The sequence below is a fragment of the Pectobacterium brasiliense genome, assembly GCF_013449685.1.
GTDB lineage: Bacteria > Pseudomonadota > Gammaproteobacteria > Enterobacterales > Enterobacteriaceae > Pectobacterium > Pectobacterium brasiliense_A.
Genome location: NZ_JACDSF010000029.1, coordinates 1 through 23,840, shown reverse-complemented (window position 1 = coordinate 23,840; position 23,840 = coordinate 1). Strand labels below are relative to the sequence as shown.

General features: G+C 50.7%; 23 protein-coding genes and 1 pseudogene. 12 read left to right on the top strand and 12 right to left on the bottom strand.

The window, feature by feature from the left end; all coding sequences use genetic code 11:
• Nucleotides 1–8 precede the first annotated feature (8 nt).
• Together H0248_RS13000 and H0248_RS12995 are read right to left on the bottom strand one after the other, a co-directional pair.
• Entirely contained in the window at nucleotides 9–560 is a 552-nt protein-coding gene (locus H0248_RS13000; RefSeq protein ID WP_180786285.1) for a bactofilin family protein, read from the bottom strand.
• Nucleotides 561–729: 169 nt separating this feature from the next.
• Nucleotides 730–918 (bottom strand): hypothetical protein, encoded by a 189-nt coding sequence (locus tag H0248_RS12995; protein WP_110162805.1) that lies wholly within the window; start codon nucleotides 916–918, stop codon nucleotides 730–732.
• Between the two features lie 324 nt (nucleotides 919–1,242).
• On the opposite strand from H0248_RS12995, the gene H0248_RS12990 reads away from it, so the two are divergent.
• The 5 genes from H0248_RS12990 (at nucleotide 1,243) to H0248_RS12970 (ending at nucleotide 7,798) form a co-directional block, all read left to right on the top strand.
• Nucleotides 1,243–2,166 carry an aminoimidazole riboside kinase gene (locus H0248_RS12990; RefSeq protein ID WP_180786241.1) on the top strand — a complete coding sequence of 308 codons (924 nt, stop codon included), beginning with the start codon at nucleotides 1,243–1,245 and terminating at the stop codon, nucleotides 2,164–2,166.
• Nucleotides 2,167–2,365: 199 nt separating this feature from the next.
• A complete protein-coding gene (locus H0248_RS12985; protein WP_180786240.1) occupies nucleotides 2,366–3,898 on the top strand; it encodes a carbohydrate porin in 1,533 nt (510 codons plus the stop codon).
• 70 nt (nucleotides 3,899–3,968) lie between these two features.
• Complete coding sequence (locus tag H0248_RS12980) at nucleotides 3,969–5,339, top strand: sucrose-specific PTS transporter subunit IIBC (RefSeq protein ID WP_180786239.1); 1,371 nt, start codon at nucleotides 3,969–3,971, stop codon at nucleotides 5,337–5,339.
• Nucleotides 5,339–6,748, top strand: coding sequence for a glycoside hydrolase family 32 protein (locus H0248_RS12975; protein ID WP_180786238.1), 1,410 nt, complete (start codon nucleotides 5,339–5,341; stop codon nucleotides 6,746–6,748). Before H0248_RS12980 ends, H0248_RS12975 begins: the two co-directional genes overlap by 1 nt.
• A gap of 30 nt (nucleotides 6,749–6,778) precedes the next feature.
• Nucleotides 6,779–7,798, top strand: coding sequence for a substrate-binding domain-containing protein (locus tag H0248_RS12970; protein WP_180786237.1), 1,020 nt, complete (start codon nucleotides 6,779–6,781; stop codon nucleotides 7,796–7,798).
• A 113-nt stretch (nucleotides 7,799–7,911) separates the two neighbouring features.
• On the opposite strand, the gene exbD is transcribed toward H0248_RS12970, so the two are convergent.
• Nucleotides 7,912–8,337, bottom strand: a complete 426-nt coding sequence (gene exbD / locus H0248_RS12965) for a TonB system transport protein ExbD (protein ID WP_010280259.1) — start codon at nucleotides 8,335–8,337, stop codon at nucleotides 7,912–7,914.
• Between the two features lie 3 nt (nucleotides 8,338–8,340).
• Nucleotides 8,341–9,366 carry a tol-pal system-associated acyl-CoA thioesterase gene (gene exbB / locus H0248_RS12960; protein ID WP_180786236.1) on the bottom strand — a complete coding sequence of 342 codons (1,026 nt, stop codon included), beginning with the start codon at nucleotides 9,364–9,366 and terminating at the stop codon, nucleotides 8,341–8,343.
• A 661-nt stretch (nucleotides 9,367–10,027) separates the two neighbouring features.
• Here exbB and H0248_RS12955 point away from each other — a divergent pair.
• The 5 genes from H0248_RS12955 to H0248_RS12935 all read left to right on the top strand — a co-directional run bounded on the left by H0248_RS12955 (nucleotide 10,028) and on the right by H0248_RS12935 (nucleotide 15,405).
• Nucleotides 10,028–11,005, top strand: a complete 978-nt coding sequence (locus tag H0248_RS12955) for a TRAP transporter substrate-binding protein (protein WP_180786235.1) — start codon at nucleotides 10,028–10,030, stop codon at nucleotides 11,003–11,005.
• 63 nt (nucleotides 11,006–11,068) lie between these two features.
• The gene (locus tag H0248_RS12950; protein WP_180786234.1) at nucleotides 11,069–11,575 is read left to right on the top strand and encodes a TRAP transporter small permease; all 507 of its coding nucleotides are present in this window, start codon (nucleotides 11,069–11,071) and stop codon (nucleotides 11,573–11,575) included.
• A gap of 15 nt (nucleotides 11,576–11,590) precedes the next feature.
• On the top strand, nucleotides 11,591–12,883 hold the full coding sequence (locus tag H0248_RS12945) for a TRAP transporter large permease (protein ID WP_180786233.1): 1,293 nt from the start codon (nucleotides 11,591–11,593) through the stop codon (nucleotides 12,881–12,883).
• A gap of 343 nt (nucleotides 12,884–13,226) precedes the next feature.
• Nucleotides 13,227–14,417 (top strand): cystathionine beta-lyase, encoded by a 1,191-nt coding sequence (gene metC, locus H0248_RS12940; RefSeq protein ID WP_180786232.1) that lies wholly within the window; start codon nucleotides 13,227–13,229, stop codon nucleotides 14,415–14,417.
• Between the two features lie 328 nt (nucleotides 14,418–14,745).
• On the top strand, nucleotides 14,746–15,405 hold the full coding sequence (locus H0248_RS12935) for a DedA family protein (protein ID WP_180786231.1): 660 nt from the start codon (nucleotides 14,746–14,748) through the stop codon (nucleotides 15,403–15,405).
• Between the two features lie 29 nt (nucleotides 15,406–15,434).
• Here the strand turns inward: H0248_RS12935 and H0248_RS12930 are convergent, their stop codons facing one another.
• Complete coding sequence (locus H0248_RS12930) at nucleotides 15,435–16,439, bottom strand: AraC family transcriptional regulator (RefSeq protein ID WP_180786284.1); 1,005 nt, start codon at nucleotides 16,437–16,439, stop codon at nucleotides 15,435–15,437.
• A gap of 232 nt (nucleotides 16,440–16,671) precedes the next feature.
• Here H0248_RS12930 and H0248_RS12925 point away from each other — a divergent pair, with 232 nt between their 5' ends.
• Together H0248_RS12925 and yqhD are read left to right on the top strand one after the other, a co-directional pair.
• Nucleotides 16,672–17,412, top strand: a complete 741-nt coding sequence (locus H0248_RS12925; RefSeq protein WP_180786230.1) for an NADPH-dependent oxidoreductase — start codon at nucleotides 16,672–16,674, stop codon at nucleotides 17,410–17,412.
• Between the two features lie 3 nt (nucleotides 17,413–17,415).
• On the top strand, nucleotides 17,416–18,579 hold the full coding sequence (gene yqhD / locus H0248_RS12920) for an alcohol dehydrogenase (protein WP_180786229.1): 1,164 nt from the start codon (nucleotides 17,416–17,418) through the stop codon (nucleotides 18,577–18,579).
• A 47-nt stretch (nucleotides 18,580–18,626) separates the two neighbouring features.
• On the opposite strand, the gene H0248_RS12915 is transcribed toward yqhD, so the two are convergent.
• The 7 genes and pseudogenes from H0248_RS12915 to H0248_RS12895 form a co-directional block, all read right to left on the bottom strand.
• A complete protein-coding gene (locus tag H0248_RS12915) occupies nucleotides 18,627–18,941 on the bottom strand; it encodes a PAAR domain-containing protein (RefSeq protein WP_180786227.1) in 315 nt (104 codons plus the stop codon).
• Nucleotides 18,942–18,990: 49 nt separating this feature from the next.
• A pseudogene (locus tag H0248_RS22360) lies at nucleotides 18,991–19,247 on the bottom strand (IS1 family transposase); the annotation flags it as partial.
• Between the two features lie 412 nt (nucleotides 19,248–19,659).
• The gene (locus H0248_RS12910; RefSeq protein ID WP_180786228.1) at nucleotides 19,660–20,682 is read right to left on the bottom strand and encodes a hypothetical protein; all 1,023 of its coding nucleotides are present in this window, start codon (nucleotides 20,680–20,682) and stop codon (nucleotides 19,660–19,662) included.
• Nucleotides 20,683–20,698: 16 nt separating this feature from the next.
• Nucleotides 20,699–22,303, bottom strand: a complete 1,605-nt coding sequence (locus tag H0248_RS12905; protein WP_240345964.1) for a hypothetical protein — start codon at nucleotides 22,301–22,303, stop codon at nucleotides 20,699–20,701.
• Between the two features lie 11 nt (nucleotides 22,304–22,314).
• A complete protein-coding gene (locus tag H0248_RS22180; RefSeq protein ID WP_240345965.1) occupies nucleotides 22,315–22,842 on the bottom strand; it encodes a hypothetical protein in 528 nt (175 codons plus the stop codon).
• 105 nt (nucleotides 22,843–22,947) lie between these two features.
• Nucleotides 22,948–23,211 (bottom strand): DUF4123 domain-containing protein, encoded by a 264-nt coding sequence (locus tag H0248_RS22175; RefSeq protein ID WP_308415663.1) that lies wholly within the window; start codon nucleotides 23,209–23,211, stop codon nucleotides 22,948–22,950.
• The coding region (locus tag H0248_RS12895) for a bacteriophage T4 gp5 trimerisation domain-containing protein (RefSeq protein WP_445482656.1) at nucleotides 23,204–23,840 on the bottom strand (637 nt) is incomplete at its 5' end. The genes H0248_RS12895 and H0248_RS22175, both read right to left, overlap by 8 nt.

Here is a 23,840-nt window from a genome sequence, read left to right as displayed (position 1 = left end):
CGACAATATCACGCCATTGGCGCGTTACTCGCTAGCGCGACGACGTTCTCTTGCTCTGCGGGGGCTTTGCTGGTTTTCTCTTTTTTCTTTTCCACGTAGGTCAGTTTTTCCTGGCTCTGCGCGGGCGGGGTCAGCGGGTGGGATTGGCCGGTGAAGACACCGCCTTTTTCGATGGAGAGTTCATCGGTGAAAATGTCGCCGAACACTTTGCCCTGCGCCAGAATAGCGACGACGCTGGCGGCTATGCGTCCTTCAACACGACCATTGATGATGATTTGCTGCGATTTCATTTCGCCGTTAACCTGACCGGTGTGATCCACTTTAATCGTGTTATCACACTGCACATCACCTTCTACCCGGCCTTCCACGGTAATGTTGCCATCCACGACCAGAGAGCCCGTCATACACGCGCCCTGAGAAATGAAGGTGTCTTTTTTCACACGCACAGGGTTCACTGAATTAATCAACTCGTTCGATGGACTGATAGCGGGAGAGCTATTTATTTCACTGCGCTCTTGTGATTCTTTTGCGTCTTTTTTGTTTTTATCGAATGAAAACATCGTGTTATTCCTTTTAACAATATAGAAAAATGCGATCGTGGCACTTGCGGCGAGTACGGCTGCCACGCCCTGACCGTAATATCGAAGGGGAAATTCACTATAGGTATCAATCAGCCAGACGATAACCAATAAAGCCCATATCGCCCATATTCCCCACAGCAAGTTGTAATTACGCACGATCAGAACGCCGATTAAATTCAATTTCCAGGGTGGAAATATCAGGAATGGTAATACGAAGCGCTTTACGTCCACCTTCCAGATAGCGTATGTCAATCTGAACATCAGCACTATCACCAACATGCTGTTTAACCACTGTTTTTAATTCATCCAACATATTATCCAAGATTTTATGAGCCATGCCATTCTCTCCTTCTTGGTATCTTCCTTGTGACAGTCACGCAGTACCGCCAAACGACATAAAGAGTATCGGGCAAAAATGTATTTTATTTAGCCCGCGTGTTCAAAAACTCGATCGCGTTCACTTTCCTTTTTCTACGCCTTTATGTCAAAAAAAACATGATTATCCATACACTTAAAATATTCCTGTAACTCACCATCTCTTCCCCAGTGTATTTCCTCCCTGTTATTTTATCCTGTAGACATGCTCATAATGATATTGCGTAGCTAAACCGATTCTTTTATTTTAGCAAACAGTCTAATTATCATGGATAAGAGTAACGTTATGGCAAACAAAATTTGGGTCATGGGCGACGCCGTTGTCGATCTCATCCCAGAAGATGAGGAACGCTATCTGAAATGCCCTGGCGGCGCGCCCGCCAATGTGGCAGTCTGCATTGCCAGACTCGGAGGAAACAGCGCCTTTGTTGGTCGCGTTGGCGACGATGTTTTTGGCCATTTTCTGAGAACAGTGCTGGAACGGGAAAGCGTTGATACTCGCTACATGGCACACGACCAGCTACATCGAACCTCAACCGTGGTCGTGAGCCTCGATGAAACAGGGGAACGCACCTTCACGTTCATGGTGCGCCCGAGTGCCGATTTGTTTTTGCAGCCGGAAGATCTGCCGGTGTTCAGCCAGAGAGAATGGCTGCACCTCTGCTCCATCGCACTCTCGCAGGAGCCCTCGCGTAGTACCGCATTGGCGGCGATGCGGCAGGTCAAAGCCGCACAGGGATGGATCAGCTTCGACCCAAATATCCGTGACGACCTCTGGCAAAGCGAGCAGGAACTGCGCGACTGTCTAACACAGGCGCTGATGCTGGCCGACGTGGTGAAGCTGTCGCGTGAAGAACTGGCCTTTCTCTGTTCAACACCGGATGTTGAAGCGGGGATTCAGCAGTTTATGCAGCACTATCCTACCCAACTCTTGCTGGTGACGCTGGGCGGCGAAGGCGTCTGGCTACACGATCGCCATCAGCTACAACACTTTGCCGCGCCGTCGGTGACGCCCGTCGATACCACCGGCGCGGGGGATGCCTTCGTCGCCGGTTTGCTGCACGGCTTGGCGAAGTATGACGACCTGTCACAGCCGCTGAGCTGGGACACCATTATCGCGCAGGCACAGCGGTGCGGAGCTCTGGCTACCACGGCGAAAGGCGCGATGACCGCACTCCCCTACGCTCAGCAGTTACACGCCCGCCCTTAGCCAAGCCATAACCCCCTCCGTTTAATACGGTTACCGCCCGGTTTTGTAGTCAGGATCACAGTTACAGAATCGGGCGAGTAAAATTTCTTGCTAACCCTTCTGCTGGCTTTTATTTTTCCCATGAAAAACCGGTTTAGCAATTTAGCTAAACATGGGAAATCAAAAAACAATACATCGCCTTCACGACGAGAACGAAAAAATGAAACCAAGCCACCTTGCTGTGACGATAGGAGTATTACTCTCCTCCCCGTTTTATGTTGCTGCTGCCAACACCGACAGCATTGAAGCTCGCCTGAACGCCATGGAACAGCGTTTGCAACAAGCTGAAGCCCGCGCTCAGGCCGCCGAGGCCAGAGCTGACGCCGCTGAAAAGCAAACCCAACAGCTCACCACCCGCACTACGCAAACCGAACAAAAAACCCAGCAGGTGGAACAGCGCACAGCGGCACTGGCTAAGCAAAAAACATTCGCTGATGGATTTGAATTCCACGGCTACGCGCGTTCCGGTCTGTCGATCAATGATTCCGCCACCAGTTCCAAAACTGATATCGGGCCGGGGATGTCCCCTGCGGGCCAAACTGGCGGACATATTGGTCGTTTAGGCAATGAAGACGACACTTACGTCGAGCTCAAGTTGGAACACAAACAAAAGCTGGATAACGGCGCAACCACCCGCTTCAAGGTGATGATGGCGGACGGTCAGCGCAGCTATAACGACTGGACGGCGGCCACCAGCGACCTGAACATCCGTGAAGCCTTCGTCGAGCTAGGTTCACTGCCAACCTTCACTGGCGCCTTTAAGGACACCACGCTGTGGGCGGGTAAACGCTTCGATCGCGATAATTTCGATATTCATTGGCTGGACAGCGATGTGGTCTTCCTCGCGGGCACCGGCGGCGGGATCTATGACGTGAAATGGGCGGATAGCGCCAAGAGTAACTTCTCGCTGTATGGCCGCAGCTTTGGTTCACCAGATGGTTCGAACACGACAACCAACCAAGATATTAAGAACTACGTGCTAACCACTAATCACTATGTCGGGCCATTCCAGTTCATGTTGAGCGGTATGAGGGCAAAAGACAATGAAGCCCGTTCTAATACCGGTGCTACCGTCACCAACGTGAATGCGGGCGACAAAGGCTATCACGCGATGGTGGCTTACCACGGCAACAGCTTCTACGGCTTGCGCGACGGGACATCGAAAACTGCGATCCTCTACGGTCACGGATTGGGTGGTGAAGTGAAGAACATCGGTGCCGATGGCAACCTGACCAACGACGCTAACACCTGGCGCTTTGCGACTTACGGTACGACAGCGTTGAACAAGACCTGGAGCTTCGCACCGTCCATTCTGGCGCAAACCAGTAAAGACCGTTACGTCAACGGCGATAGCTACGAATGGGTGACGTTTAATGCGCGCCTGATTCAGGAAATCACCGAAAACTTTGCACTGGCCTATGAAGGCAGCTATCAATACATGGACCTCGATCCACGCGGTTATCGCAGCCTGAATCAGGTTAGCGGCGGCTTCTACAAGCTGACCTTCGCACCGACGTTCAAGGTCGGCGATATCGGCAACTTCTTTAGCCGCCCTGAACTGCGCGTGTTTGCCAGCTACATGGACTGGGATAAACGACTGGATAACTACTCCAGGGAAGATACGTTTGGCTCCACCGGCTTTAAAGCAGGCGGCGAATGGAACTTCGGTATCCAGATGGAAACCTGGTTCTAACCATTGTCCGGCCTTGGCGTCGACGATGCACTAGTCGGCGCCAAAGTGACGGTATACAAAGAGGAATAACATGGATATCAACAAAACCGCCGCCGCACTCATCCCCCTTCTCGGTGGGAAAGAGAACATCGCCAACGCGGCTCACTGTGCGACTCGTCTGCGTCTGGTGCTAAAGGATGACAGTCTGGCTGACAAAAAAGCGATCGAGAGCGTCGATGGCGTTAAAGGCTGCTTCCAGAACGCCGGACAAATGCAGATCATTTTCGGCACAGGGCTGGTCAACAAGGTGTATGCCGAGTTCATCAAAGCGGCAAGCATCAGTGAATCGAGCACATCCGAAGCCGCCTCGATTGCCGCGAAAAAACTGAATCCGCTGCAACGTCTGGCGCGCCTGCTATCGAACATCTTCGTCCCTATCATGCCGGCGATTATCGCGTCCGGTCTACTGATGGGGCTGCTCGGCATGATCAAGACCTACGGTTGGGTCGATTCCAGCAGCGCAATCTTTGTCATGCTGGATATGTTCAGCTCCGCAGCATTTATTATCCTGCCTGTTCTGATCGGCTTTACCGCTGCGCGGGAATTCGGCGGCAACCCTTATCTGGGTGCGACGCTGGGCGGTATCCTGACTCATCCAGCGTTGACCAATGCCTGGGGCGTCGCTGGGGGCTTCCAGACCATGCATTTCTTCGGCATGGACATCGCCATGATCGGCTATCAGGGCACCGTGTTTCCGGTCCTGCTGGCCGTCTGGTTCATGAGCATCGTGGAAAAACGCCTGCGTAAGATCGTACCGGATGCGCTGGACATTATCGTCACGCCGTTTTTAACCGTCATCATTTCCGGCTTTGTCGCCATGCTGCTCATTGGTCCGGCTGGGCGTGCACTGGGCGATGGCATTTCTTTGGTTCTCAGCACATTGATTGCTCACGCTGGCTGGCTGGCCGGCTTACTGTTCGGCGGCCTCTATTCAGTTATCGTGATCACTGGCGTCCATCACAGCTTCCATGCCATTGAAGCTGGGCTGCTTGGCAACCCGAATATTGGCGTCAACTTCCTGCTACCAATTTGGGCGATGGCGAACGTGGCGCAGGGCGGCGCGTGTCTGGCGGTGTACTTCAAAACGCGTGATGCCAAAACCCGAGCGATTGCCGTTCCCGCCGGGCTTTCTTGTCTGCTAGGCATCACGGAAGCAGCGATATTTGGTATCAACCTGCGCTTCATTAAACCGTTCCTGGCAGCGCTGGCAGGCGGTGCACTCGGTGGCGCATGGGTGGTTTTCAATCACGTCAATATGACGGCAGTCGGGCTGACCGGTTTTCCGGGACTGGCGATTGTGCAAGGGGGCTCGATGCTTAACTACCTGATTGGGATGTTAATTGCGTTCGGTGCTGCCTTTATCCTTTCCTTACTGCTGAAATATAAAACGGATAGCGAATAATGAAGGAAGTCCACTTACTAAAGCGCATGGCGCACGCCCTGATGTCAGGCCATTCACGGAAACAGGAAGATCCGTATCGCCCGGAATGGCACCTGTCTCCGACCGTTGGTCTGCTCAACGATCCGAACGGATTTATTCATCACAACGGGCGTTACCATCTGTTTTATCAGTGGAATCCTTTAGCCTGTGCCCACGGAGCGAAATTCTGGGGGCACTGGAGTTCCGCCGATCTGGTGAACTGGACGCATGAGCCCGTCGCGTTGGTGCCGAGCGAAAGCTATGAAAGCCACGGCTGCTACTCCGGTTCTGCCGTGGTGGATCATGGCGCGATCACGCTGATTTACACCGGTAACGTCAAATACGATGACGGCTCACGTACCGCATTTCAGTGCCTCGCCCGTGAGAATCCTAACGGTGAATATGACAAACTGGGAGCGGTTCTGACGCTCCCCGACGGCTACACTGGCCACGTTCGCGACCCCAAAGTGTGGCGTCATGACGACCACTGGTACATGGTGCTCGGTGCACAGGATCGCGATCTACAAGGTAAAGTGTTGTTCTACCGTTCTGCCGATCTGCTGGCGTGGGAAAAGATCGGCGAGATCGCCGGTTCCCGTTTGGGCGGGCTCGGTGATTTTGGCTATATGTGGGAATGCCCGGACCTGTTCCCGTTGGATGGCAAAGACGTACTGATTTGCTGCCCGCAGGGTGTTCCCGCCGAAGAGGAACGCTACCTGAATACCTTTCAGGCTGGCTATTTCATCGGCTCACTCAATTACGAAAACGGCGCTTACCCGCATCAGGATTTCCACGAACTGGATCTCGGCTTCGAGTTTTACGCTCCACAAACCACGCTGAGTGAAGACGGGCGACGCCTGCTGTTCGGCTGGATGTCGATTCCTGACGACAATGAATTTTTTGAACCGACGATCGAACATGGCTGGATCCATACCATGACCTGCCCGCGTGAACTCACGCTGCATGACGATCGCGTTTATCAACGTCCTGCGCGCGAGTTGCAGTTGCTGCGCAGACAGCATTACCGCTGGCAGGGTGCCGCAGACTACGCATCTCCGCTGAACGCTAGCAGCGCGGAAATCCTTATCACCGTGCAGGGAGAATTCCAGCTCAGCCTCGCTTCCCAGTTGGTTCTCTGTTGGGACGGTGAACGCGTCACACTGAGCCGACGTAACCGTCGCACAGGCGAGCCCGAGCATCGCTACTGGTGCGGCGATCTGAACCAATTGCAGATCCTGTGCGATCGCTCCAGCGTTGAAATTTTTATCAACGACGGTGAAGCCGTGATGTCTGCACGCTATTTCCCGGAAAGCGAGGCGATCATAACATTCAGCGGCTCGGGGCGATTAATGCTACAGCACTGGCTGTTAGCGCCATGCGTGATAGAATAACTTCCCTTTTTTCTGATAGCAGACCTCGCGGTGAAACCGACTAAACGCATAACAATCAGTGACATCGCCGCGCTGGCTGGTGTATCAAAATCTACCGCCAGCCTGGTGCTTAACGGGCGTAGCAAAGAGTTTCGCGTTTCTGATGAAACCCGCGATCGCATTTTAGCCGTCGCACATGAGCAACGTTATCAGCCCAGCATTCACGCACGTTCGCTGCGTTCCTCACGCAGCAACACGCTGGGGCTGGTGGTGCCGGAAATGACCAACTACGGCTTTGCCGTGATTTCCCGCGAGCTGGAAATGCTGTGTCGTGAAGCAGGGCTACAGTTGCTGATTGCCTGCACCGACGAAAACGCCAGTCAGGAGATGATGGCGGTCAACAGTTTGGTGCAACGTCAGGTCGATGGCCTGATTGTCGCTTCCAGCCTGTTAAGCGATGTCGAATATCAGAAAATTAATCAGCAGTTGCCCGTCATACAGTTTGACCGGGTGATTGGTGATTCCACACTGCCGATGGTGATTTCCGAAGCGGTAGAATCCACGGCGGAAATGGTCGAACGTATCGCCCGCCAGCATCGTGATGAATTCTATTTCCTTGGCGGCCAGCCGCGAATCTCCCCGACTCGCCACCGTCTGGAAGGCTTTCAACTTGGACTCACGCGCGCAGGTATCGACTGCAAGCCGGAGTGGATTATTCACGGCAACTATCACCCCAGCGCGGGTTATGAAATGTTTGCCCAACTGTGCGCAACGCTGGGTCGTCCGCCAAAAGCGCTGTTTGTCGCCGCCTGTGGCCTGATGGAAGGCGTGCTGCGTTATATGAACCAGCATAACCTGATGGAAAGCGGCATCCGACTATGCTGCTTTGACGATCACTATCTGTTTGACTGCTTACCGTTGAAAATCGACACCGTGGCGCAGGATTGTGAAAATCTGGCACGCAACAGCTTTGAGATGGTAACCAGCCTGATCGCACAGCAGCCGCTCGAAGAAGATCGACGCTACATCCCGACGCGGATTCACTGGCGTCACCCTGAATCGCGGGCGTAGGCTAACGCACAAAGCCTCCTGCTATCATCTCGACATCAATCTATAGACGTAAAAAAAGGAACGCGGTTTGGACATTCATCCCGCATTCCTTCTTAACACACAACCTTCAGCCGTTATTTAGCGGCAGCGGTTTCCGCACCGACCAGGCCAACCTTGAGGTAGCCCGCTTTACGCAGTGAATCCATCACGCTCATGATGGTTTCATAATCAACGCTTTTATCCGCCTGAAAGAAGATCGTTGTTTCTTTGTTAGCGCTGGTTTTTGCGTCCAACACCTGAGCCAGCGACTGCTCGCTAACGACCTCTTCTCCCAGAAACATTTGCTTATCCGCTTTGACCGTCAGATAAAGCGGTTTTTCCGGCCGCGGCTGCGGCGCTGCCGATGACGCAGGCAAATCGACACGAATGTCCACCGTTGCCAGCGGCGCCGCCACCATGAAAATAATCAGCAGAACCAGCATGACGTCAATGAACGGCGTGACGTTAATGTCATGCATTTCACCGTCATCACTCACGTCCTCCTTCAAATGCATCGCCATGACTTAACCCACCCGCAGTTTATGCGCTGCTGAAGACGCTCGGTTATCGTTGCTGGCAGCCACGTCGAGATCGCGACTTTGCAGCAGCAGCACTTGTGCAGCCACATCGCCGACCATCGCTTTGTAGCCAGCAATCGAACGCGCAAAGACGTTATAGATGACCACCGCAGGAATCGCCGCAACCAGACCAATCGCCGTCGCCAGCAGGGCTTCTGCAATCCCCGGAGCAACGACCGCCAGGTTAGTGGTTTGCGTCTGTGCGATACCGATGAAGCTGTTCATGATGCCCCATACCGTACCGAACAGCCCCACGAACGGGGCAACTGCGCCGACCGTTGCCAGATAGCCGTTACCACGCCCCATGTGGCGCCCGGTAGCCGCCACGCGACGTTCCAGACGAAACGCGGTGCGCTCTTTAATTCCGTTGTTGTCATCAGAACGTGCGGAAAGCTCCAGTTCGTTCTGCGCATCAACCAGCAATTGCTGTGCGACGCTGCCGGCTTTGAACGCGTCCGCAGTTTCCAGCGCGTCGTCCAATGTTTTCGCCTGTTCCAACGCCAGATACTCACGGCGCAGGCGGCGTTTCGCGCCAGACATCTCAACGCTTTTACTGAAGAAGATCGCCCAGGTAATCACAGAGGCCAGCAGCAAACCGATCATCACCGTTTTCACCACGGCATCGGCGTGCTGGTACATACCCCAGACGGACAAATCGGTTTTCATCAGGTTGTTGGTGCCCGGTGCCGCACTGGCAGGCAGCGCGAGGGCTGACGCTGGTGCCTGCGCATTGGTCGTCACAGGAGCGGAAGGCGACGCAGCGGAAGGCGACGCAGCAGCAGGCTGAGCGACGGGTGCTGCATTCTCTGTCGATAACGGTGCCGTTGCAGGAGCCGCAAACGCATTTCCACTTAGTCCCGCCGTACACAGCAGGATGACCAGCACGCTACGGGAAAATGCGCTGAACGTGCCACGTTTTTTTTGCCAGGTTGATAACACCTGTTGAGTTGTATTACTGACAGCCGTCTTCACGCTGTGCCTCCACCATTCATTCAGTACGATACCCGCAGGTACTATGACGCAATAACGCAGCCTGAAATGATACCAAACCCTGAACGAATTGATAGTCGTTCTCATTATTATTTACATCAGATAACGCACTTTCCTTGCGTTTTGACAGGGTTTCAGAGGGTATTGATCACACATCTGTAGGAAAAGCATAAGAACGACAAAAAGAAGAACATTCAGGAATATATCAGGCGGGAGATCCCTCTAAAACACGGTGCGATAGCCAAGATATTTACGATCGGTTTTTTGTGATCAACATTAAGTTATCACACCATTTCATGATGACTGGCGATAAGTTTACTGAAATAAACAGATACACAAGCACATAATAAAGAAAACAAAAACAACAATTTACGTATATTCCTATAAGTCAAATAGGAATTAAATCCATATAAAACAGCATTTCATATTAGCTTTTTCTTTTGTGACACGAGTCATTCTACGAAGTTGTATAATAGGTTAGCTTAACTCGCAGAGAATACTGACGTGTGCCACAATAATACGTAATAGGTGGTCGTCTTCTCATCATTAAACCCGCTATTCATTACGCTATTTTTCATGGGTTTATATTTTTAAATCACTATTTGATTATCGATAATGTCACCCCACCTCTGGAGATAATTCAATGAAGCTGTCGAAAACATTGATCGGCGTTTGTCTGGGTTCTACTGCACTCCTGATGAGCCACGCGATTCAGGCACAACAAATTAAAGCCTCTGATGTTCACCCTGAAGGTTACCCGAATGTCGTCGCCGTTCAGAAAATGGGAGAGAAATTAAAAGCTGCCACAAATGGCAGACTGGAAATTAAAACCTTCCCCGGCGGAGTATTGGGTGATGAGAAACAAATGATTGAGCAGGCGCAGCTCGGTGCTATTGATATTATTCGCGTATCAATGACGCCTGTTGCAGCGATTTTACCGGAAATAGAAGTCTTCACACTGCCCTATATTTTCCGTGATGAAGATCATCTACATAAAGTGCTGGATGGAAAGATCGGACAGGAAATTGGTGACAAGATTACCCAGAGTAGTAAATCAAAATTGGTTTTCCTGGGCTGGATGGACGCGGGAACGCGTAACTTAATCACCAAGGATCCGGTGGTGAAACCAGAAGACCTCAAAGGCATGAAAATTCGCGTACAGGGTAGCCCAGTTGCGCTGGCCACGCTGAAAGCGATGGGGGCCAACTCGATTGCCATGGGCGTCAGTGAGGTCTTCAGCGGCATGCAAACCGGCGTGATTGACGGCACCGAAAATAACCCACCAACGTTTGTCGCACACAACTACCTGCCTGTCGTGAAAAACTATACCTGGAGTCGCCACTTCATTATTCCTGAGCTGTTCCTGTATTCCAAAGCCAAATGGGACAAACTCTCCAAAGAGGATCAGGATCTTATCCTGAAGCTGGCGAAGGAAGCACAGCAAGAACAGCGCGTGCTGTGGAATGAATATACTCAGAAATCTCTGGATAAAATGAAAGCCGGCGGCGTTCAGTTCCATGAGATTGATCCCGATTACTATTTTAAAGCCACGCAGCCCGTACGCGATCAGTTTGGCGCTAAATATCAGGATCTGATTAAAGCCGTCGCCGACGTGAAATAACCGCTAAAAAGACGGGTAAATCACGATGCATTTACCCGTTCTTATCTTCATCAGGTAAATAAGATGGCAAATAAATATATTTTAGCCATGGATATCCTCTATAAAATCGCTATGTGGGTATCCGGACTTGCTTTACTCATCATGACTATAATTATTCCGATAGGCATATTCTCTCGTTACATCATGAATGAGGGAATATCCTGGCCAGAACCCATATCAATTCTTTGTATGGTCACTTTCACTTTTATTGGTGCTGCCGTCAGTTACCGTGCATGTACGCATATTGCTGTCACGATGTTAACCGATCGTTTACCAGAAACGATGAAAAAAGGCTGTGCTTTTCTTGCCGATCTTTTAATGATGTTAATCACACTATTTATTCTTTATTACGGAATTCAGCTTTGTCTTGAACTGTGGGAACAACAGGTTGCCGAATTTCCATTATTGAGTGCTGGGCAAACTTATTTACCTCTTCCGATAGGTTCATTTATCACTTTTTTATTCATCATCGAACGCATTTGCTTTGGTCCACAGGATAAACGCCCTGTGGTCATAATGGGCAATGCCTAATCTGGAGCGAGTATTATGGATGCCTTTGTTTTACTTGCATCATTAGCGATATTGCTCGCCGTTGGTGTGCCCGTCGCCTATTCCGTTGGCTTGAGTGCCATTATAGGTGCCTTTTGGATCGACATTCCGCTGGAAGCGGTGATGATTCAAATCACCAGTGGAGTCAATAAATTCTCATTACTGGCTATCCCGTTCTTTATTCTGGCTGGAGCCATTATGGCCGAAGGCGGCATCGCCCGCCGTCTGGTTAATTTTGCCTATATCTTTGTTGGCTTTATTCGCGGCGGCTTATCGCTGGTTAATATCGTCGCTTCCACGTTCTTCGGTGCAATATCCGGCTCTTCCGTCGCAGACACCGCATCAATCGGTTCAGTGATGATCCCAGAAATGGAGAAGAAGGGGTACCCGCGAGACTTCGCCGCTGCTGTTACTGCCAGCGGTTCCGTTCAGGCAATATTGATCCCTCCCAGCCATAACTCCGTTATTTATTCACTGGCTGCTGGCGGTTCAGTGTCTATAGCTTCTTTATTTATCGCAGGCATTCTACCGGGTATTTTACTGGGTTTAACACTCATGGTCATGTGTGTAGGCTTTGCGCATAAACGGGGTTATCCAAAAGGCGAAGTAGTTCCCTTTCGTCAGGCGCTGAAAATCTTTGTCGATACCCTGTGGGGACTGATGACGGTTGTCATTATTATGGGCGGGATCTTATCCGGTATTTTTACCGCAACCGAGTCCGCCGCTATCGCCTGTCTGTGGTCGTTCTTCGTGACCATGTTTATCTATAAAGATTACAAGTGGTCTGAGCTGCCTACGCTGATGTACCGCACGGTGAAAACCGTCACAATCGTGATGATCCTGATCGGTTTTGCCGCCGCCTTCGGGGCCGTTATGACTTATATGCAGCTACCGAGCCGCATTACCGCGTTTTTCACCTCCATTTCAGATAACAAGTACGTCATCCTGATGTGTATTAACATCATGCTGCTGATACTTGGCACGCTGATGGACATGGCGCCGTTAATCCTAATCCTCACTCCAGTACTTTTACCGGTAGCGGTATCACTCGGCATCGATCCGGTGCACTTCGGCATGATTATGATGGTTAACCTAGGGGTTGGATTAATTACGCCACCGGTGGGATCGGTACTTTTCGTCGCTAGCGCAGTGAGTAAGCAGAAGATAGAACAGGTCGTTAAGGCGATGCTGCCCTTCTACTGCGGGCTTTTCGTTGTCCTAATGCTGGTCACCTATATTCCGGCCATCTCACTCTGGCTGCCTAAGCTCTTTGGCGTCCATACGGGTTAACTCACGCCCCATTGCGCCATGCTGTTCAATGCAATGCAGAACAACATGGCGCTTTCCCGACATTTTCTGACCTGAAATATTTTCACCTACTTCCGACCTTCTCACCGCAGAACGGGCAGAAAGCCCGTTNNGTTCTCCACGGGTATGCCAGCGGTGCGGCGCATTTTCCCGCCGTGACAAAACCCGCCCACACGCCGTCCAAGCCGTGATAACGTAGACCTCATCAATCGAACGCTTATACATCCAATCATGCCCGCCCCACAATTCCCTCTGCATTCGCCGTTGGGAATCGTCGGTGTAGTGAGTCATCCGGCAGAACTGAACAGAAAAGGTGATAGTGGTTATGACAAGCAAAAAAACGGCAACAGCATTGGTCGCCGCAGGACGCAGCAAGAAATTCACCCACGGCTCCGTCAACCCCGTTATTCAGCGCGCGTCCTCTCTGGTATTCGATACCGTGCAGGACAAAAAAAACGCCACGATTAACCGAGCAAAGGGGGCGCTGTTCTATGGTCGCCGCGGCACGCTGACCCACTTTTCGTTTCAGGAAGCGATGGTTGAACTAGAAGGTGGCGTAGGTTGCGCACTGTACCCTTGTGGTGCGGCTGCCATTTCTAACGCCATTCTTTCTTTCGTCGCGGCAGGCGATCATATTCTGGTAACGGAATCGGCTTACGAACCTACGCAGGATTTCTGCACGAAAGTGCTCAACAAACTGAACGTCAGCACCACCTATTTCGATCCGCTGATCGGTGCCGATATCGCCGAACTGATCCAGCCCAATACCAAAGTCGTCTTTCTTGAATCGCCGGGCTCGATCACCATGGAAGTCCACGATGTCCCCGCCATCGTCCAAGCCGTGCGCCGCGTCAATCCCGACATTATTATCATGATTGATAACACCTGGGCAGCAGGCATTTTATTCAAGGCGTTCGACTTCGATATTGATATCTCGATTCAGGCCGGTACGAAATATATCGTCGGCCATTCCGATGCCATGATAGGCACGGCAGTCGCTAACGAACGCTGCTGGGTACAGCTGCGTGAACATTCTTATCTGATGGGGCAAATGGCAGACGCCGATAGCGCCTATGTCGCCAGCCGTGGCCTGCGCACATTGGCCGTTAGACTCAAACAGCATCAGGAAAGCAGCATCCGCATTGCGAAGTGGCTGGCGGAACGGCCAGAAGTCGCCGCCGTTAATCATCCCGCATTACCAGGATGCAAAGGGCATGAATTCTACGAGCGCGATTTTAACGGCTGCAACGGCTTGTTCTCATTCGTCCTGAAAGAGAAATTAAGCAAAGAAACGTTGGCGCACTATCTGGACCATTTTGAGCATTTCAGTATGGCGTATTCCTGGGGGGGCTTTGAGTCCCTAATTCTGGCAAACCAGCCAGAAGAACTGGCGGCTATTCGTCCTGTGAGCGGCGTGGACTTTACCGGCACACTTATTCGCTTACATATTGGACTTGAAGACAGTGACGATCTGATTGACGATCTTGCTGCGGGTTTCAGCAGGCTGAGCGCCTAGTCTGGCAAGGCGTCAGCAAGCTCACCGCTGGAAAAAAATACAGGTAGGAAATAAAATATAGAAAGTGTGACGGCCATAAAACCGTCGCGTATTGATTTCCCCTGCGGCGCGGTGGGTAATGCGTTATGATAATAATGAGTCAACGCTTACCCAAAAACCGCGTTATCTTAACCAAAACTAAGCATTAAGCCCTGTCGTATTCTCATTATGCGGCAAGGCGTTTTGCCCATACCGATTTTAGGGCTTGATAAGCAGTAGATTTCAGGTAGCCCAGCGTCCCACGCCGCAGCCTGAGAGATAGTGAATATCGTCACTGGCGGGAAGTAATATGAGTGTGGTTCACGACATTATTCAGGCGCTCTGGCAGCAGGATTTTAGTGCGCTGGCCGATCCCCACGTTGTTTGGGTCGTTTACGGCATTCTGTTCACGACGCTGTTTCTGGAAAACGGTCTGCTCCCTGCCTCTTTTCTGCCTGGCGATAGCCTGTTGCTGCTCACGGGTGCAATGATTGCTAAAGGCGTGATGAGCTTCTTCCCTACGATGATTCTACTCACCATCGCCGCCAGCCTCGGCTGCTGGCTCAGCTACCTTCAAGGACGCTGGCTGAGTGATACGCGCTTGGTAAAAGGGTGGTTGTTGCAGCTTCCTGCTCATTACCATCAGCGCGCCCATTACCTGTTCCACCGCCACGGCCTGACGGCGCTATTGGTTGGCCGCTTCTTAGCCTTTATCCGCACGCTGCTGCCAACAATGGCGGGAATTTCCGGGTTAAACAATACACGCTTTCAGATTTTCAACTGGCTCAGCGGGTTGCTGTGGGTCGGGGGGATTGTCACGCTCGGCTATGCGCTCAGCCATATCCCGCTGGTCAAACGCTATGAAGATCAGGTGATGACCGCCCTGATCCTGCTCCCGATTATTTTGCTGGTTAGCGGCCTGATCGGGATGGCTGTCATGGTGTGGCGCAAAAGACGTGCAGTCGCCTAATCGGGCAACGGCACGCTTTCTTCACGTCTTCAGCTTTCTTCAACTGCCATGTTACTGGCTTTTACTCTTGTGGCTTCATCGCTCGGCGTCGCACCGAAATAGCGCTTAAATTCTCGGCTAAACTGCGACACGCTCTCATACCCTACGCGGGCCGCCGCAACGCCTGCTCTCAGCCCCTCGTTGATCATCAGCACTCGCGCTTTATGTAAGCGGTAGGATTTCAGGTACTGCAACGGCGATGTGTTGGTGACGGCCTTAAAGTTGTGATGAAACGCCGAGACGCTCATGTTCACTTCAGCCGCCAGCTGTTCCACATTCAGGCTATCGGCATAGTGGTTTTCGATACGTCGCAGAGACCTGGCAATCTGGCTGAAGTGCGTGTGCCGATTCACCAGCGCCTGTAATGCCGCACCGCGTTCACCGCAGAGCATATGATAGATAATCTCGCGCACAATCGCCGGCCCCAGCACGCGGGCATCACGCGGGTTATTCATCGCATCCAGCAGCCGTTCAACGGCACATAAAATTTCATCGGTCAGCGGGGCACTGTTCACGCCGCACGTACAGGAGCAAGGGCGGATCGCGCTGTCATCGTCACCGATGTCGATCAGCAAATCCTGAAGCATCTGGATATCGATACGGATCGCCATCCCCACCAGCGGGTGTTCAACGCTGGCTATCGTTTCACATTCGAACGGCAGCGGCACCGTCATCAACAGGTAGTTTTCCGGGTCATACTGGAACGTTTTCCCGCCCAGATAACCAATCTTTTGACCCTGAAAAATGATGACGATCGTCGGTTCATACATGACTGGAACACGCGGATGGTGCTGTTCCGTATACAGAATTTTGACCTGCGGGACGAGCGAAGGCGTGGTCCAGCTTTTAGCTGAACAGCGTATTGCCTGCTGCACGATGCGCTGCCGCACGGTCTGTTCTGCCTGTTGCGGTGCGGCTGGTTCCTGAACCGTTGATTGCTGAACAAGCTGCCCACATGGGTTTTCCGTCGACATGCTTTGGCTGTCCGTTAACATGTATTGGGTGTGCGTCAAAATGGTGTTCTCTCGCTACGGGTTCGCTTTTCCTGTCCGAAGCCTCTCTCCTGACAGAATCAGCAAAATGACATATTTGCGAATTATTATCATCATTTTCTCCTGTATTTTGGAGAAATAGGCAATAAGCAAACAGAAATGTGCATTGAACGTCTTACGTGGGTTGATGACAATACTGAGCATAGCGTTATCCTTTCATCCCACGGGAAAAGACATGAATAAAACGATTGAACTGTTCACTTCACACCGCAGTGAACGTAGCTATCTTGATAAAGCGATTCCCGATGACGTGCTGGATGCCATTATTCAGTCTGCACATCTGGCACCGACGTCCGTGAACTCTCAGCAGGTCTCGCTCATCATCACCCGCGACCCAGAACGCAAAGCACGCATTGCCGAATTGGCTGGCGGCCAGCCGTGGATTGCCCAGGCACCGGTCTTCATCACCGTAGTGCTGGATATGCATAAAACGCAGGTTGGGATTGCCATGAGCGACAAGCAGCAGCACGCGCATGAAAGCCTCGAAAGCCTGATTTCCGGCACAACGGATGTCGGCATCGCGCTCGGCACGCTGATGGCCGCCGCACGCTCGTTTGGGCTAGGCATCGTCCCGATTGGCGGTATTCGTCGCGACCCACAGGCGATGATCGACTTTCTGGAACTGCCTGAACTGACGTTCCCCGTTGCAGGCGTTGCGATTGGCTATGTGGATACCCCTGCGCATCAGAAACCGCGCCTGCCACTGAATTCCTTCCGCCATGATGAAACCTATCATCAGGACGTTCTGCCTGCGGCGATTGAGCAATATAACCACACGCTGGTGGCACACTGGCAGCAAACCGGCCGCGCAGACGGCGACAACTGGGGTGATAACACCGCCAGCTACTATCAGCACATTTATTTCCCGAAAGTCTTACCCGCGATCCTCCAACAGGGCTTTAAACTGGACAAATAACCTATGCTAAATTTCACACTCCATACCCCTACCAAGATTTTGTTTGGCGAAGGCCAGATTGCTGAATTAGGCAAAGAAACTCCTGCCGATGCCCGTATCCTCATCACTTACGGCGGCGGCAGCGTGAAGCACAATGGCGTGCTGGATCAGGTCTATCGTGCCTTAGAGGGCCGCAATGTCCGTGAGTTTTCCGGCATTGAGCCGAACCCGACTTACGAAACGCTGATGAAGGCCGTCGAGGTCGTCCGGGCAGAGAAGATTGACTTTCTACTGGCAGTTGGCGGTGGATCTGTCGTCGACGGTACGAAATTTATCGCTGCCGCCGCAGATTATCAGGCCGCACAAGACCCGTGGCATATTCTGCAAACCGGCGGCGCGGAAATCGATCGCGGCGTCGCAATGGCGGCGGTGCTCACCCTGCCAGCGACCGGTTCAGAATCCAACAACGGCGCGGTCATCACGCGCAAATCGACTAACGATAAGCTCGCTTTCCGCTCACGCCACACTCAACCGCTTTTCGCCGTGCTCGATCCGGTCGTGACGTACACCCTGCCCGCTCGCCAGATCGCCAACGGCGTGGTCGATGCCTTCGTTCACACCGTTGAGCAGTACCTGACGTATTCCGTCGATGCCAAAGTACAGGATCGTTTTGCAGAAGGCTTACTGCTGACGCTGGTTGAAGAAGGCCCGCGCGCGCTGGCTGAACCGGAGAACTACAAGGTCAGAGCCAATGTGATGTGGAGCGCGACCATGGCGTTGAACGGCCTGATTGGCGCAGGTGTGCCGCAGGACTGGTCAACCCACATGCTGGGCCACGAATTAACGGCGCTGCACGGTCTTGACCATGCCCAGACGCTGGCTATCGTTCTGCCCGCCATGCTGGCGGCAAGAAAAGCCCAGAAGCGCGACAAACTGCTGCAATACGCCGAGCGCGTCTGGAACCTGCGTGACGGTAGCGAAGATCAGCGCATCGACGGCGCGATTGCCGCTACGCGTGACTTCTTCGAGAAGATGGGCGTGCCGACCCACATGTCTGACTATCAGTTGGATGGCAGTTCCATTCCGACGCTGGTCGCCAAACTCAGCGAGCATGGTCTGACTGCTCTGGGCGAGCATCGCGACATCACGCTGGAAGAAAGCCAGAAGATTTATGAGGCAGCACGTTAAACCCCTCTAATCCCAATCATTCGAGTGACAGGAGAAAACGCTATCGGTTAAACCACGCTTATATCACGCGATATACCCTCAATGCTGTGTCTGTTAAAGGGAGCCAATCGGCTCCCTTTATCATCAGGCACTGTATAGCCGACGAATTTTTCTACTAGAATGAAAGCATATGCCTGTTCCTGCGAGGGATCACGTTGCCCTATTTCCGTGATATGAACATGGCCATGAGGAGTAAGCGGATCGCCTTGCCGAGCTAACGGCAGGCCATCTACCTTAACTGTTGATGAACCTGAAGCGACAGACGTCGGCGGATGGCTACCGTGCCCTGTGTCGCTATCGCCTAATTTAACAGCGTTGCCCATTTTGATTTCCTTTCGATATTGGTGTCTTTCACAAATTACAAATACCATTCCCCGATAGATGATTATCCTTCGCACTTCTTTGGCATAACTGCCCACTCATAGCGGATTATCATTCCGATATTAAAGAGCCTGAGTAGTGCCAATAATTTGCGACAGATTTCATCGGTTCACGGACCAAAAGTCTAAGTCAGTACACCGCCGATCTTAGTGTTGTATGCGTACCATATTACTGCCCCTAAAACGCTATGGCTCATCGAGTTCGCAGATAAGTGCTACGTCAGCTTGAGCGAGCAGCGAGGATGTTATCCATCCCAATAACACCGTTAGTTTTGATAGCACAAAACGCCGAGTTAATATCAAATACGCTGCGAATTCGTAACGGTTCCTCAGCAGCATTGGCGGTAGACATCATGATTAGCCCTACAAAAACCACGTGCATACATTTACACCATTTCCCCCTCATGATTTCCCCCTAATTTTATCGATGACTAAAATAAAAATAGCAGCCTAAATTTTCTCATTTTCAATTTAGTATTACACATTATTTTAACGAATAAAAAATTAATGTACACAATTCCGTTATCAGCCAAGGATACTCATCACTAAACTTGTTATTTCCTCAACTAATAACATGACTATTTTTAGGTGTTAAATTAAAATACTGGAGTAAGTGGTTCACTTACTCCAGACATCCATATGTTTCAAACTTTACTAAAGACTAGATAACAGGAATAAATCTTCCATCAACAAAAGAGAAGAGAGGAGAGAAATAGCCAATTTGCTTAGTATCTTCATCGCTACCGATAAAATAAGATATAGGTGAAAATTTAGGGTTAGACTTATTAATAAAACGTACCATTCTACCTTTATTTAATATTTCAATCTCATAATCACCCCAGTCAATATTTATCATTTTGAATGAGGAATCTTTTAAATCCTCGTAAAAAATCTCATTACGGTATATTTCATCAACACTGTCCCCGGTCGTGACAGCCCATGTCTGTAATGACTCATTAAGGTATTTCTTTATTTTCTGATTATTTTTTTCAGCAAAAAGATGCCAGAGATCGAGATAAGCAATCTTTAATGCCTGAATCTGCTCCGACTTCCCAGTAAAGGGTGTAGCTCTTGTCCATTTCCACTCCGGGATATTCTTAAGATGGACTTTTTTAGTAAACTGATAGAGTTCCATGCCGACAGGGAAATTATTTTCTCTGAAATAATCATCAGGAATATGTCCCTTTTCAACCTGCTGTGCAGTAATTTTTCTTACCGTTACCTTTTCAGTTTTAGCGCTGTCCGCTTCTGCGCCTGATTGCACATAAGGAATACCGTCTTGACCAATAGCGATTGTGAGCTGGCTTAATACCTTCGACTGCTCGCCTTTAAATGCGGTCAAGGCGACTTTACATCTTGCATCCGGCTTAAACGCCTTGCGTGCATCATCACTGATAGCCTCTTTTGAGAACCAGCCCAGTGCGCCGATCTCAACCGTAATTTCATTTTCGCCGCTTTCCAGCACCATTAATGCGTTGGTGCTGGAGGTGCCAAATCCTCTTCCGGCCACCGCCGAACGGCGGTTATCCAAACCGATTACGCCATTGGTCTTGATGGCGCAAAACGCCGAATTAATATCAAATACGCTGCGAATTCGTAACGGTTCCTCAGCAGCATTGGCGGTAGACATCATCATTACTCCTGACAGTAGTAGCCATTTCCATTGAAAAAATTTGCCTATCATGTGCTTTCCTTGTTGCTCAACGTTTCGGATTAGAGCCCATGCCCCAGGGCTCCCGACTCGATTTTTGTACTGTATTATATTTGGGGTTCGATCCCATTGCCCATGGCTGGGCGGGGATCACTTCCGGCTTGGTAATGACCCGCTCCTTACCAAACAGATTAATACGCATTGCCGATTCATCCGCTTTTAAAGGCCCAGCTAGTTCTGTTGTAGATGTGTACTGGTACTGATTGCTGTCGACCTTTCCTTCTTTTTCACTTCGGTTAAAATCAGCCAATAATGCTACCTCAGCCTTAATCCCATCGTGATATCCCACCAAATCGATACCGTCCTTATGTGGATCCAGCTTCATTCCGGCTTCTGTTTTGAGGCTTCCTTTTGCCTTTAAGGTTATTTCAACAAAGAGTACTTTTGTTTCAAATGATTGGCTGACAACCCCTTCTAGAACAAAAGCCAGTTTATTGTTGTCGTCCTCTGGCGCGAAGGTCCACTGTGCTTGCTTATAGGCCGCGCCGACAGAAAAATGCAGCTCTGCCGTCAATTTTATATAACACTCGAGGGAACTGCCGCCCTTCGCGATATATTCCCGGCACTTCGCGGCAATACGCTCTACTTTACAGTAGGCCGCCAGAAGCTGTATCAGGTCTATTTTCATACTCATGCTAAGGAAGGGTGCCGCGTAAAGCCCCATAAAATGCGTGGCATCCTCAACACGGTCTTTGCACTGATACGCGTAGGATACCCCCAGATTAATTGGCTCAACGGAGAAATCAAACAGGCGATACTCGCGCGTTCCCTTTTTTTCGGGGTCGGGCTCAGGCAGGAGATATTTGTTGATGTTCGATAAAAAACGCTCCACTTTACCGATCTGTTCCAGCGTTTTAATCGTTTTGACTTTATTGCGCGTCATCTCCGCAAACTTGGCCGAATATTCCGTACCACCGATTTTCAGCCCGTACTCAATATTCAGCTTCTGTTCCTGCGTAATTTGAAACTGATCGGTCTGCAATGTCCAGCCACTCCGCAGTTTATTGCCGTTTTTAGGCTGGGTATTCTCCATCTTTTTTCTGGCCGCCGCCTGTTCATCCCGCCGCTCTTTCCAGGTGCGTTCTTTTCCCATTAGCGCATAGCTGAAACCGATAACAGCCCGTAGCTCCACTTCAGGATAAACATCTATTTGTGCATAACTCGCTTTCCCCGTACAGCCCTGTGTAATCAGTTGATAACGATGGGGAGCGGCAATCGCATCAGAGGGCAAATGAATACGATTGAAATAGGACCATATCGGATCGACGGGCGGATCATCCTGCTCACTATCAGCCGGTTTCTTGTAATAGAGCGTGATGGGGTTTGGCGTTCCGTTCTTTAACGCAATTTTCTCATTTCCACTCTCCAACGTGGCCTGCGGACAGGTTGGCTTCTCACACTTCCCTTCTATTTTTATCGTTCCCTGACTGCCGGTTCCATCATCTAAGACTTTGAGATGAATGTTCTGCTCAACAGGCCAGGCATGCGTTTTCTCATCGAATGCATCGAGCGTTATCTCATAAGTACAGGGATCGGGATGATTGCAATTTGCGCAGGCACTGCCCGCCGCAAGTGAGACTTTTCCTTCAGACATAGGCTTTTCCTTTAGCGGGGAATATATCCCAGAGTGTCTTTAAGCAAACGTTCAACCCGGTAATGGCCGGGAAAGTTTTCATTACTTAATAAATCCAGCCATAGCGGCGGGATTTTTTTTAATGAATACATCTCTTTTTCTATTAACAAATGCAGTAATCCGCGAATAGCGCGATCGTCTTCAATGCCTTTTGCCTTACAAAAATGATAACACTCGTTCACAGCCTCTTTGACTGTGAAGCGCTCTGGCTCATCTCGTGAGTCATGATAGCTCTCATCCGTCTGGCTCATTTTCCATTCGGGAGTATGCGGTACAACATATTGTATTTTTTCTGCGTATTGAGTAATCGTTTTAGTCGTTAACCCCCCGATGTATTTCATTTCCGCATAGTGATTCAGTAAATCAAGTTGTGGTTGGCTGATTCTGAACAATTTCATTCGATTTTTAGCCGTTGGCGGAAACTGGGCACGGACGGGCTGAAAATGCGCTTCCCGGATTATTGCATTATGGACAGTCATCATTTTTTCAATCGGGCCCATAAAACAATGCAATTCCCATTCACTCAAAACATGGCATAAATCCCAGATATTCCGTGGATCGTAAAAACGGAAAAACACGGGTTTATCTTCTGAGGGAAGAAGAACCTATAAATATTTACGCAAGTGTTGGCGTAAATCCTTCATGCTTACCGACGTAAATAAATAGATCCCCCACGGAGAAGTTTTATTCACCAGCCAGGATGAAACCTCCTGCGTGACTTCAACTAAATAGGGAGCCAACGGGATTAACTCCTGCTGCAATGGCTCTGCATATAAGCAACAATGCGGCGCATCGTGTTCAGCCAAAAAATCCAGTAGTCCCTCTTCAATGGAACCGTCGATAACGGCATATTGTACGATTTCACTCACTGTTTTCTTTCTCCTTTACCGGACAGTGCGCGACAAACATCGTCCCTGCGGCGGCGGCCGCTTTCAATATCGCCGGATCGGCAGGGAGTGCAACATCGCCCGGGCTGCCACCTGAATTCAGGTTAATCGCCGGTCCTTTGATGTCCACCCCACCAGCGTGGATGACCACAAAACTGCCCCCGACTCTGAGTGTCAGTTTGCTGCCGCTTTGCAGCGTCAGATCACCATTGCTGTCCACGCTGAATACGCCGTTGATTTTCTGCGTCAGATCGCCCTTAACCTGTATACCCTGATCGCCTTCGGTCAGCGATAAATGATGGCCTGTGGTTTTGTGATCCTGACTGCCTTCCACCGTGACTTTACGATTGTTGGCGACCACCAGTTCTTCATCATTTCCGATACTCGTGGTGCGGTTATAGTCCACGCGCTCATCTTTAGCATTGAGCACCCGCACGGCCATATTTTTCTGGGCGTGCAGGAAGATCTCTTCGTTATCGGTCGCATCCTCAAAGCTGAGTTCGTTAAAACCTTTGCCTTTATGGGTTTTGGAGCGAAGCGTGGTACGCGTTTTGTTAGCGGGCAGTGGATAGGGAGACGGATTGGTCGCGTGGAAAGTACGCCCGGTGACA